Origin of the sequence: Meiothermus sp. CFH 77666 (assembly GCF_017497985.1) — a bacterium.
GTDB lineage: Bacteria > Deinococcota > Deinococci > Deinococcales > Thermaceae > Meiothermus.
On sequence record NZ_JAGDFV010000007.1, the window covers coordinates 18,822 to 31,144 of the forward strand.

The 12,323-nt window shown below is 63.3% G+C and carries 8 protein-coding genes; 2 read left to right on the forward strand and 6 right to left on the reverse strand.

The features are described 5' to 3' along the window. Positions 1 to 314: 314 nt before the first annotated feature. A complete protein-coding gene (gene gltX / locus J3L12_RS05290) occupies positions 315 to 1,754 on the reverse strand; it encodes a glutamate--tRNA ligase (RefSeq protein ID WP_208014003.1) in 1,440 nt (479 codons plus the stop codon). A 325-nt stretch (positions 1,755 to 2,079) separates the two neighbouring features. Here gltX and lptB point away from each other — a divergent pair, with 325 nt between their 5' ends. Next, positions 2,080 to 2,850 carry an LPS export ABC transporter ATP-binding protein gene (lptB, locus tag J3L12_RS05295; RefSeq protein ID WP_208014004.1) on the forward strand — a complete coding sequence of 257 codons (771 nt, stop codon included), beginning with the start codon at positions 2,080 to 2,082 and terminating at the stop codon, positions 2,848 to 2,850. A gap of 78 nt (positions 2,851 to 2,928) precedes the next feature. Next, entirely contained in the window at positions 2,929 to 4,425 is a 1,497-nt protein-coding gene (locus J3L12_RS05300; RefSeq protein ID WP_208014005.1) for a DUF3084 domain-containing protein, read from the forward strand. Between the two features lie 325 nt (positions 4,426 to 4,750). On the opposite strand, the gene J3L12_RS05305 is transcribed toward J3L12_RS05300, so the two are convergent. From J3L12_RS05305 to J3L12_RS05325, 5 genes are all read right to left on the reverse strand, one after another. Next, positions 4,751 to 6,055, reverse strand: coding sequence for an ABC transporter substrate-binding protein (locus tag J3L12_RS05305; RefSeq protein WP_208014006.1), 1,305 nt, complete (start codon positions 6,053 to 6,055; stop codon positions 4,751 to 4,753). Between the two features lie 12 nt (positions 6,056 to 6,067). Next, the gene (locus J3L12_RS05310) at positions 6,068 to 6,892 is read right to left on the reverse strand and encodes a carbohydrate ABC transporter permease (protein WP_208014007.1); all 825 of its coding nucleotides are present in this window, start codon (positions 6,890 to 6,892) and stop codon (positions 6,068 to 6,070) included. Further along, on the reverse strand, positions 6,885 to 7,700 hold the full coding sequence (locus J3L12_RS05315; RefSeq protein ID WP_208014099.1) for a sugar ABC transporter permease: 816 nt from the start codon (positions 7,698 to 7,700) through the stop codon (positions 6,885 to 6,887). The genes J3L12_RS05310 and J3L12_RS05315 overlap by 8 nt, the downstream gene beginning before the upstream one ends. 422 nt (positions 7,701 to 8,122) lie before the next feature. After that, positions 8,123 to 10,840, reverse strand: coding sequence for a PD40 domain-containing protein (locus J3L12_RS05320; RefSeq protein ID WP_208014008.1), 2,718 nt, complete (start codon positions 10,838 to 10,840; stop codon positions 8,123 to 8,125). A 231-nt stretch (positions 10,841 to 11,071) separates the two neighbouring features. Then, positions 11,072 to 12,313: a trypsin-like peptidase domain-containing protein gene (locus tag J3L12_RS05325; protein WP_208014009.1), complete on the reverse strand. Its 1,242-nt coding sequence runs from the start codon at positions 12,311 to 12,313 to the stop codon at positions 11,072 to 11,074. Positions 12,314 to 12,323 lie beyond the last annotated feature (10 nt).

The following is a 12,323-nucleotide window of genomic DNA, read 5'->3' on the forward strand; positions in this document are numbered from 1 at the left end:
TGGCTCGCCGCTAGACGGTGACGAGCAATCCTAGTCAAAGGAACCAACGACCTGCGTACCCCCTGCAGAGCCTTGGCTTTCGGCTATCAGCCCTGGCTGCCGGGTGTGGGGCAGGCTCTTATCATTTGCCTGGGCATCGTCGCTTCAACCCCTCACCCGGCGACAGCGATTACCGCCAGAATTGCTTTATTTGGCAAAAGGGGCACCAAACTAGCCAGCGCTGTCGCCACCCTCTCCCGCAAGGGGAGAGGGAAAGGGGAAAACGATAAAAGCCTGGGGTGCGGGGCTTGTTGAGCGTTCAGGTGAAGTTGGTATTATTCCCTTACTAGCTCCATCGCCCGCTCGAGCCGCTTCAGTACGCGCTCCTTGCCCAGCAGGGTGAGGAGGTCGAACATGCCGGGGGTCTCGAGGCTTCCCGTCAGGGCGGCCCGCAGGGGCTGCATCACCGCCGCCGCCTTCACCCCTTTGGCCTCGGCATAGCTTTTGAGCAGGGGCTCGGTGTGGTCTGGCAGCAGGTCGGGCAGCCCGGCAAGCTGCTCCTTCAGTTCGGGCAAGAAAGCAGCCCCCTCGCGCAGCCTGGCCAGGGCTTTTTCCTGCATGGGGTAGGCCTCGCTAAAGAAGTAAAGCGACCTGTCTACAAACTCCTGCAGGGTCTCGAAGCGGGCCCGCATGGCCTCCAGAACCTGTTTCAGGTAGGTTTCCGAGGGGTAGGATAGCCCGGCACGTTCCAGGAAAGGCTTGACCCTCTGGGCCAGGTCGTCCAGGCTCAGGACTTCGCGGATGTACTTGCCGTTCATCCATTTGAGCTTGTTCAGGTCGAAGACCGGCCCCCCCAGGCTGATGCGCTCCAGGCTGAAGTGCTCGATCATGTCCTGCACACTGAAAATTTCCCGTCCGTCGGGCATGCTCCAGGCCATGGTACCCAGGTAGTTCAAGAGGGCCTCGGGCAGGATGCCCTGGGCGCGGTAGCTGTCCACGCTGGTGTCCATCTTGCGCTTGGAGAGCTTGGACTTGTCGGGGTTGCGCAGGAGGGGGGTGTGGCACCAAACCGGCTCCTCCCAGCCAAAGGCCCGCAAAATCAGGATGTGGAAGGGGGTGCTGGTAATCCACTCTTCGGCCCGGATGACGTGGGTCACGCCCATCAGGTGATCGTCTACCATGGCGGCCAGGTGGTAGGTGGGGTAGCCGTCGGCCTTGAGGATGACCTTGTCGTCCAGGGCAGCATTCTCGAACTCGATGGGGCCACGCAGCAGGTCGTGTACCACGGTTTTGCCTTCCAGGGGCACTTTGAGCCGCACCACGTGGGGCTCTCCGGCGGCAGCCCGTCGCTCGGCCTCCTCGACCGGGTAGTCGCGGTAGCGGCGGTTGTAGCCCTGCTCCTGCTTCCCCGCCCGGCGGGCCGCCTCGCGGGCGGCGGCCAGCTCCTCGGGGGTGTCGAAGGCACGGTAGGCCGCGCCTTTTTCCAGGAGCATCTGCACGTGCTGCCGGTAGATGTGCAGGCGCTGCGACTGTACATAGGGGCCGTTGGGGCCGCCTTTGGTGGGCGACTCGTCGGGGGAAAGCCCCAGCCACTCGAGCATCTCCAGAATGCGCCGCTCGGAGGTGGGGTTGTAGCGGGTGCGGTCGGTGTCCTCGAGGCGAACAATGAACTTTCCTCCGTGCTGTTTGGCAAAAACATAATTGAACAGGGCCTGGTAGGCCGTACCCACATGGGGGTCGCCGGTGGGGCTGGGGGCAATGCGCGTCACAACCATAACCGATAGCTTAAGGCCCCAGGCTCAAAGCGGAAAGCCATGGGTTCGGGCAGCCTCGCTGCGTGGGGAGGGGTGCTGTTTGAAAAATGTCTCAGGTCGCAGGTCACGGATGACCCCAGGGGGACAAGGCCCAGGTCAGCGCGTAGGGCACCGGGCCGGTCAGATAGCCTTTGGCTCTCGGTTTCAGGCTTTCAGCCATCAGCTTTGGGCTATTAGCTATTAGCTTTCGGCCTTCGGCTCCCCTTGCGTTATCGGGCCCCCGGATCCCCTTTGGGTTATTCCTCTCACAGCCGACTTAGCGGGGGGTGCTACCCTATAAGAGTACATGGAAGCGGCATTGCAACAGAGTCCTGGCCCTATCAAGAACCCCACCACCCGCCTCGAGGCCACCGGGCTGGTCAAGCGCTACGGCAAGCGGGAGGTGGTACGGGGGGTGAGCCTCGAGCTCACGCGCGGCGAGATTGTGGCCCTGTTTGGCCCCAACGGGGCCGGCAAAACCACTACCTTTTACATGCTGGTGGGCTTTATTGAGCCCAACGCCGGACAGATTCGCCTGGGCGGGCGGGACGTCACCCGGCTCCCCATGTACAAGCGGGCCCGGCAGGGCCTGGGCTACCTGCCCCAGGAGCCCTCGGCCTTCCGGCGCATGACCGCGCTGGAAAACCTGCTGGCGGTGCTGGAGTTTCAGCCCCTTTCCAAAAGCGAACGGGCCGAGCGGGCCAGAGAGCTGCTCGAGGAGCTGGGCATTGCCCACCTCAAGGACAAGTACGCCTACACCCTCTCGGGCGGCGAGCGGCGGCGGCTGGAGATTGCGCGGGCGCTCTGCACCAACCCCGACTTCATCCTGCTCGACGAGCCCTTTACCGGCGTAGACCCCAAGAACGTCCACGACATCCAGAAACTCATCTCCGAGCTGCGCGAGCGGCGGGGGGTGGGCATCTTCATCACCGACCACTCGGTGCGCGAGACCCTGGCCATTGCCGACCGCATTTACCTGATGTACGACGGCCAGATGGCCTTCCAGGGCTCGCCCGAGGAGTTCGCCCGCGACTCGGGGGTGCGGATGCATTACCTGGGCGACGAGTATGAGCTGTGAATTGTCGCAGGTCGCAGACTCATATCACCCATCCAAACTCTGTCCTGAGACCTGTGACTTGAGACCTGAGACCCTGGTATGACTTTCTGGGCCATACTCATCCTTCTGGTGCTCGTGGCGGGCCTGGTGGCCTATGTGGGCGACCTGGTAGCCAAGCGGGTGGGGAAGCGCCACTGGCGGTTCCTGGGCCTGCGCCCCAAGGCCACCGCCACGCTGGTAGCGGTAGCGACGGGGGTGCTGATTGGCCTGGGGGCTTTTGGCGCGTTCTTTCTGCTGGTGCGCGATGCCCGCGAGACCATCTTGCAGGCCGAGGCGGTACGCCAGGAGCGCGACCGCCTACGCACCGAGGTGAATCGGCTGGAGAGCCGGGCTGCCACCACCTTTGCCCAGAACGAACAGCTCAAAACCGAGCGGGACGAGTTTGAGAAAAACAACATTCTGCTTGCGCGGCAGCTCGAGCAAAACGTTGAGCTCCAGCGCCAGACCCGCCAGGATCTCGAGCAAGCCCTTATCGAGCGGGAGAAGTTGCGCCAGGAAGTGGAAAAGCTCGAGGCTGAGCGCAACTCCCTGCGGCAGGCCCAGGCCCCGCTACGGCAGGCTCTGGCTGCTTTGCAAAGCGAAAAAGCCCAGCTCCTGAGCGGACGCGATCGGCTCCTGGCCCAGGCCGAACAGGCCAAGCAGCAGCTCCGCGAGCTCGAGGCCGCCGGGCGCAATGCCCAGAACCAGCTCCAGAAGCTACAAAGCGAAAAAGAAAGGCTGGAAAAAGCGGGGCGAGAAGCCCAGGCCCGCCTGGCCGGCCTCCAGGCCCGCACCCGGGAGCTCGAGGGCCGCCTGCGGCAGCTCGAGGCCGATAAGCGCAACCTCGAGGGCGATGTGGCGGTGTTGGGCAGTGGGTCTGCGCAGGCTGTTCCCGACGACAACTCTAGCCGCGCCCTCGAGGCCCTTCAGCGCGAGAACGCCGAGCTGCGCAACAAGCTGCTGGATGCCCAGCGCGAGCTACAACAACTGCGCGAGCGCAGCCGGCTGATGGCCGCCAGTCTGGATAAAAGCCTCTCCATGAACCTGCTGGCCGAAGAACCGGTGACGCCGGGCAACGAGCAGGCGGCCCTGGGCGAGGTCACCCGGCGGGCCGACAACCGGGTGCGCCTGATCGGGCTGCGGGGCCTGGAGGTGGTGGAAAACCCCAGCCTGAGCAACCTCAAGCCGGGGCTGTTTCTGGCCCGCATCCAGAGCATCAGCGCCGAGGGGCGGGTTCGGGTGGTGATCGAGTACCGGGCCCGCGAACAGGCCTTTGCCGAGGGCGAGGTGCTGGCCGCCACCACCCTGGTGCTTCCGGCCAGCATGAGCGAGATGCGGCGCAAGTTCAACACCCTCAGCCAGCAAGCGGAAAACCGGCTCAGCGAGGCAGGCTGGGTTCCCGAAAAGCTGGCCCAGGGGGGAATTGCCCTCGAGGAGTTTGTAGGCCTGGCCTCCCAGCTCTCCGGTAAACGTGGCGGCGCCCGCATTGTAGTGGTGGCGCTGGGCAACCTCTACCCCACCGACCCGCCCCGGCTAGGGCTAAAGCTGCTGCCATAAAAAACGGCGTGGGGCACTCATACCCAATCCACACGAACCCTTGTCTTCTCCCCTGGGCGGGAGAAGGTGGCGACACCCCGCTCACGCAATTTACGAACAGTGACACCGAAGTCATTGCCTGCGCCTGGGGCGTCGCCGGATGAGGGGGTTTAGGCGCACCTCTCAAGGATAACCATCCTGGTAAAGTTGGTATTCCCCCACGACCGTTCGATAATCGCGCCTTTCAGACTCTACACAGACGTGGCCGCCCATCTGGGCGGCCTCTGTTTCTGTTCAGGACAAAAGATTCTTAGTCCCAAATGGCTTGATTTTTCTGAAGCGCGCTCTACTGCCTCACGCTGGCATTGTAACGGGCGAGCACCTGGTCGGCCCGCTGCTTAGCCTCGTCCAGGGCTTGCTGGGCCGGTTTGCCCCGCAGGGCTTCCTCGATGGCCGACTGCACGATCTGGCGAATCTCGGTGAAGCCCCCCATCAGGCAGCCCGCCGAGGCGGTGTTGACCTTGGAGGTCTCGAGCTGTCGCAGGGCGGTGGTGTAGTTGGGCTGGCGCACATAGGCCTGGCGTACAGCGGGGAGGTCGGCCACGCCGCGCACCACCGGGAAATAGCCAGTGCCGATAATCCACTTGGCCTGGGTCTCGGGGCGCAGCAGGTAGCGGATAAACTCCCAGGAAGCCTGGTTTTGTTCGTCGCCAAAACCCCGAATCAGATACACCGCCGCCCCGCCAATGGCGGTGCCGTTACGCTCGTTCAGGTAGGGGTAGAAGGCGGTGCGCAGTGGGAAGCGGTTGCCCACCTGGCGCAGCACCCCAGTCAGGGAGGCAGTGGAGTAGATGGCAATGGCCGCGTTGCCCTGGGCAAAGAGGCTCTGGCTATCGGCCCAGTTGCGCCCGGTGTTGGCCGCCACCCCTTCGCGCACCAGCCGCGCCCAGGTGTCCAGGAAGGCCACCGCGGCGGGGTTGTTGAAGGTAACCTCGGTGGCCCGGGCCTTACGGCCGTTCTCGTTGTTGCAGAAGAACTGGCCGGAGTTGTAGCTGAACTGCTCCATAAACCAGCTATCGATGGGAATGGACAGGCCAAAGCGGGTGGTTTTGCCGGAGGCGTCCCGCACGGTTAGCTTGCGGGCAGCCGCCTCGAGGTCCGCCAGGCTCCAGGTGTTGCGGTAGGGAATGCCGGCCTGCTCCAGGGCCTGGGCATTGAAATAAAGGATGGGGTTGGAGGAGTTGAAGGCCAGGCCGTAGAGCTTACCGTCCACGCTGTAGTAGTTGCGGGGCTGGGGCACAAACTGCGAGAGGTCGAAGTTGTTGGCCCGGGCCAGGTCTTCTAAGGGCAGCACCGCGCCGGAGTCGGCCATGAAGCGGGCCCCGATATCGTAGACCTGAATTACATTGGGCCGCCCCTGACCACCGGCCTGCAAGGCCGCCCGCAGCTTGTTGAGGCCGTCGTCGTAGGAGCCCACGAACTGGCTGCGCACGGTGATGCGGTTCTGCGAGGCGTTGAAGTCCTTGACCAGGGCCTCGGTAGCCTCGCCCAGCACTCCGCCCATGGAGTGCCAGAAGTCTATGGTGACCCGTTGCTGAGCCAGGGAAAGGCTTCCCAGGGCCAGCGCCAACAGTGCAAAGGTCCGCTTCATGGTTGTCTCCTCTCATCCCTTTAGCCCACCCAGGGCAATTCCCCGGATAAAGAAGCGCTGGGCGAGCAGAAAGGCAATCAGGGTTGGTAGCAAGACCAGGATGGCCGTCGCCGCGACCACGTTCCAGCTCGTGACCTCCACGTTTTGCACCTGGGCTACGGCAATCTGGGCAGTCATCATCTCGCTGCGGTTGATGGTCACCAGGGGCCAGAGGTACATGTTCCAGGCTCCCAGAAAGGTGAGGGCCGAGAGGGCCCCCAGCGCTGGAGCCGAGAGCGGCAGGGCTACATGCCAGAGCATCCGCAGGTGCCCCGCCCCGTCTATACGGGCCGCGTCGAAGAGATCCTGGGGCAGGCTCTTGATGAACTGGCGCAACAGAAAGATGCCCAGCGGCGAGGCAATAAAGGGCACGATGAGGGCGGTGTAGCTGTTCAGCCAGCCAAGCTGCTGCACCAGCAGGTAGAGCGGTAGAAAGGTCACCTCGCCGGGAATGAGCAGCATGGCCACCACAAAGCCAAACAGGGCGCCCTGTCCAGCGAAAGGGATACGTGCCAGGGCGTATCCCAGGGTGGCCGAAACAAACAGCACCCCCAGTGTGGTACCCAGCGCCACCACCAGGCTGTTCAGCAGGTAGCGGGCCAGGGGGTATTTCTGCAGGGCCTCCTGGTAGGGCTCCAGGGTGGGGTGGGTCGGCCAGAACCCAGGGGCAAACAGTTCACCATCGCTCTTGAAGCTGGCCGCGAACAGGTTCAGCAGGGGCAGAACCAGCAAGAAGGCATACACCCAAAGCCCCAGGTAGAAGAGGGGCCGCGCCAGCCAGCGGGGCAGGCTACCCATAGTGCACCCTCCTCCCAAAGAAGCGGAACTGCAAGGCCGCCAACAGCAGAAGCACCAGGAAGAGGGCCACTGCCTGGGCCGAGGCGTAGTAGAAGCGGAAGTTGAAGAAGGCGTCCTGGTAGACCCGGTAGATCCAGACCGTGGTGCTCTCCATGGGCCCTCCACGGGTTAGCAGGTGAATCTGGCCAAAGGCGGTGAGGCTCGAGAGCAGGATCAGGAGGGCCACCAGAAACAAAGTGGGCGACAACAGAGGCAGGGTGATGCGCCAGAACTGCGTCCAGCTCCCGGCCCCATCGATGCGGGCGGCCTCGTAGAGCTCCTCGGGAATCTGCTGCAACCCCGCCGTGAGCAGGATGGCCGTAAAGCCCACCCCAGCCCAGGCGGTCAGGACGGCCAGGGCGGGCAGGGCCAGCTCGGGGCTGGTGAGCCAGGGCTGGCGGGAGAGGCCTGTGGCCTCGAGGGCGCGGTTCAGGGTGCCCCCCACCGGGTGCAGAAACCAGCCCCAGGCCACCGCCGCCACTGCGGTAGGCACGGCGGTGGTCAGGAAGAAAAGGGTACGGAAAAGCCCCACCCCAGGAAAGGGCCGGGCCACCATCAGTGCGGCCACCAGGCCCAGCACCAACTGCACCGGCGCCACAATAGCGGCAAAGACGAAGGTGGCCCCCACCGAACGCCAGAAGGCGGGATCCTTGAGCATCTCGGCGTAGTTAGCCAGACCCACCCACTCCCGGCTGGTGCCCAGCAGGTTCTCGCGGTGAAACGAAAGCCAGAAGGCATTCAGGGTGGGCCAGACGATAAAGAGGAGCATCAGAACCACCCCCGGAACCACCAGCAGGGTGGCCTCGAGGCCCTCTCCTGCTTTGAAGCGGGCCTGGGGTTTGGCTGCGGTCCAGGGGGTTTCTCGTCGCTCTACCGACACGGTCACTCCTCGCCTCGTAGAGCATCTCGTGAGTGTATCAGTGCAGTTTCAGAGCCTGTTTGACCTTTACATGACGCATCAACCCGCACCACTATCGCCGGCTCACCGTTCAGTTAACTTCACGGCCAGAACACAGCAACTCCGAAACTCGTCTGAAATATCCCGCATCACCTTGCAGACGGTTTGATGGGGGCTTTTTTTACCGAAGGAGCTGTCACGTCCCTATGGCAACCGCCCGTCCAGACAGCCATGATTCTGTCCGGGACAAAGGACTCCTGCCACCGGATGGCTCTATCTTTGTGAAAAGCGCTCTACAACCCCGGCAAAACCAGGTTCAGGTAAAACCTGGGCCCCGGCTCGCCAATCCCCTGGGCACCCCCCAGCGCCACGCTCGAGCCCGGCGCCAGGTAAAACAGGGTCAGGCCCAGGCGCAGCTCCGCGCCCACCGCAAAACGCACCTGCTCCAGGTCCAGGGGCGAACCGGCCACCCCCGCATCCACAAAGACCGAGAGGCTCAGGTCGTCAAAGAACACCGGCCAGTTGCCCAGCCCCCGCTCAATGCTCCAGGGCGGCAGGCGGTACTCCAGCGACCCCACCAACGCCTGCGACCCGCGCAGTTGACCCGGCCCGTAGCCCCGCACCGCCAGCACCGGCGCACTGCCCATCACCAGCGGCACGGAGCCCAGATCGAAGGCATCGAAGACCAGGGGCGAGGTGGTAAAACCACCCCCTACCCGCAGGCCGATCAGGTGCGTGGCTTCCAGCGGCAGGCGGAACTGAAACCCCAAAGCCCCCCGCACGCTGTAGCGCCAGTCCGGGCTGCCCTCGCGCACAAAGGCCGTCCCGACCGCACTCAGGCTGCTGCGCGAACGAAAGAGGTCGCTCGAGGAACTCCCCACCGCACCGAGGCGCACCGAAAAAGCGTGCGTCACGGTGTTCTGGTTGGGGTCGAGGGCGGGCTCGAGGACATCCCTTCGCACGTACTGCAACCCCAAACTGCCCTGCGGCAACCAGAACGAAGCGCCAATCCCCTGGGCATTATCGCTACCCGAGCCCGCCGCTTGCAGGGTGATGGGAAAACCCAGGCCCGCAAACTGGTAGGCCATGTTGTAAAAAATCCCCCGAAAGTTGCTGTCAAACCCGGCCCCCACCGAGTACGCATGGATGCCCACCGGGTCGGAAGCCCCAAAGGAAACCCCCAGAAAAGCGTTCAGCCCAAAGCCATCCACCCCCACCCCGGCCAGGGGCAGCCAGTACAAAGGGCGCAGGTAGCGCCAGGGGTCGTACCCCTGGCCTTTAGCTGGCTCGGCAGGCTCGAAGGGGGGCAGGGGCTCCCGTTGCAGTTCCACCCGTTTCCAGGTGCCGGGGTTGTAGGGGGTCTGGTAGAGGTTGTAGCCCGTTTCGTCGTAGCCGGTAAAGATAATCTGCTGCTTGCTGTGCGAAAGGGTAGGCTGGTAGGCCCCGGTGAGCAGGTTGGTCACCTGAAAAACCGCGCCGTCCGCCAGGCGGTAAGCATACAGGTTGTAGACCCGGTTGACATCGCTGCTGTAAATCAGGTACTGGCCATCGGGGCTGAAGACCGGGTCGCTATCCACGTTTTTGTCCTGGGTCAGGGCCGTGAGGGCCCCGGTTTGCAGCACGTAGCGGTACAGATCCTGAAAGCCCCCACGCCGCAGAAGCGACAGGACGAGCGACTCCCCATCGGGAGCCACCGCAAAGGAGTGAATCACCCCGTCCTGGAAGGGAAAGCTGCGCAGCGGCTGGGTGCGCCCCAACTCGATAAAATAACGGGCCAGCTCGGTGGAGCCGTCCAAGGTGTTCTTGGCCATAAAGATGCTCTTGCCATCGGGGGCATAGCGGGCGTAGTAGACCCGCTCCCCATTGGTGAGCCGCTTCACCCGGTCTTCCAGGCGGTCGTACTGGTAGAGGTCGCTGCCCACAAAGTAGGGGCTGGTGGTGCTGCTGGCCGTAAATAGCAAGTAGCGCCCATCCGGCGACCACTGCGGGTGCTGGGCCGGGCCGCTCAGCAGCTCGCGCTCGCGTTCGTTCACAATCAGGCGCAGTCCACTCCGCAGGGGCGAGGCGTGCGCATACACAATTCCATTGGCCGAATCGGTAGCGCCCTCGCTAAAAAACCCCAGGCTGCTGAGCTTTTGCACCGGGGTCAGGCCCTGGGCCCGGATGCGGGCGATTTCGTCCTGAAACTGGCCAGGCAGCCAGCGTACAAAGTCGGCGTAAATCTGGTCGAGCGAGACCCCAAAGGCTTTCAGGAAGGGTTCGTTGAAGTCCTTGAAAGCCAGCATCCCGGCGTTGGCCTCGGTAAAGCGCTTGTAAGCCTCCTCGCCAAAGCGTACCTCCAGGTACTGCACCAGCCAGGCGCTGTAGTTGTAGGCTAGAAAGCCCAGATAGGGCCAGGTGGACTTGCTGTAGGCCTGGCGAATCTCGTCCAGGGTGGGAAACCGGCCTGAAAGCACCATCTGGCGCAGGGCCATGCGGGTGGTGGCATCGTTCAGGCGCGACTCGCCCAGCTTTTTATACTTGAAGTAAAGCACCGTACCTTCCACAAAGGGAAAAGGCTTCACCGCGTTTTGTGAAGGCAGTTGCCCAAAGATGCGGGTGCGATCCTTCAGGGGGCCCCGCACCTGCGAGAGGTCGAACATGTGCACAATCTCGTGGAAGATGACCGTCTCCCACCAGGAAGAAAGCCGGGGATTGAAAAAATCCGAACTGCGGAACTGCCCGGTAAAAATGCCCACCACATTGTTCGCGGGATTGGCAAAACCGTTGAGGGTGTCGCCCACATCCGAGAGCACAATGCTAATCCGCCCCGGCGGCGCCTCGAAATCGGAGATGAGCAGCCGGTAGGCATTTTCGGCATGGATGGCGGCCTCGCTGGCCACGCGCTCGAGGCCCGCGTGGTAGTGAATGTCAAAATGCTCGGTACGCAGGGTAAACCACTGCCGGGTAGGGTCGAACTGGGCCAGCGCCCCCGCGCAAACCAGCAAAATAACCGCCAAGAAACGCCCCATTGGGCTCAGTATAGGCAACACAGATGAAAGGCAATGTAGCGCATCGTTGTACAGACGCCCAGGGCCTGTCGCAGGTCTCAGGTCGCGCGTCGCAGGTCAAAAGCGAGTTGTAACCACAGTACATCATTCACAGTACGAAAACCCTCCCGGAGTGGGAGAGTCTACTATAGCGCCTGGCTGCCTGGATCAAATCCACAAGGCCCTTAGGCAGTCAATGTGCCACGTCCACCCTTAACGAATCACCTGCGGTACCACCCGCACATCGCGGGTCTGGCCATCCCGCCAGACCTTCAGGTTCACGGCTTCGCCTGGCTTTTTGGAGAGCAGCACGGCCCGCAGGTCGTTGATGTTGTTGATGGGGTTGCCGTCGGCCTCGAGCAGAATATCGCCGTTGACCCCCAGCTCAATCACCTGCCCCGTGCGAAGTTGAAGCTGCACGGTACGGGTCGCAGGCCGTAACCCTGCCCGCTCAGCAGGGCCGCCCCGCTCCACCTGCTGAATCATCAGGCCCGTCTCGGGCAGGCGGTTCTGGCGGCGAATGTTCTCGGGATACTCGCCCATCGAGAGCGCTGAGAGGGTTACCCCCAGCCTGGGACGTGAACGCAGGATTTCCTCGGCGGTGATGTCCTTACCGGCCTTGAGGTCGGCCAGGTACTGCTTGGCCAGGTTGATGGGAATGGCAAAGCCGATGCCCGCCGACTGGGCGCTGCCAAAGGCGCCGGTGGTGCTGTAGATGAAGGTGTTGATGCCGATTACCTCGCCCCGTGAGTTGAGCAGCGGCCCCCCGGAGTTGCCGGGATTGATAGCGGCATCGGTCTGGATCACGGTGGGCACAAAAGCCCCCTTACCGCCCCCACTGCCGTCGTTGGGGTTGCGCCGAATGGCCGAGACAATGCCTTCAGTGACGGTAAACTCCAGCCCAAAGGGGTTGCCCATGGCAATAGCCTTCTGCCCTACCCGCACCTGGTCGGAGTCGGCCAGGCGCATGGGCTTGAGCTTCTCACGCGGGGCCTGTACCCGAATCAGGGCCAGGTCTAAGGGCTCGGCCCGGCCAATCACCCGGGCGGGGTAGCTTTTGGGATCGTTGTGGAAGCGCACCGTGATCTGGTCGGCCCCCTCGATCACGTGGTAGTTGGTCAGAATCAGGCCGTCCTGGTCAATGACAAAGCCCGAGCCGGAGCCTTCCTGTGGCTGGGGCTGCAAAAAGGGCGAGAAAAAGCCAAAGTCGCGGCCTGCCTGCGGCGCACTCCGCACCGCCACGAACACCACGCCGTCCCCGCTACGCTGCACCACATCCACGGTATTGCGTTCGTTCTCGAGCAAAGCCCGGTTCTGGTCAAACGACTGCGCCTGAACCTGCGGTTCGGCGGGGGCCGGAAGCGGGCTCTGGCTCTTGCTCAGATTGAACCAGGCCACCCCACCCCCCACCATCAGCAGCAGTCCCAGGGCAATCGAAGCGTTTCTCATAGACATCTCAAAAACC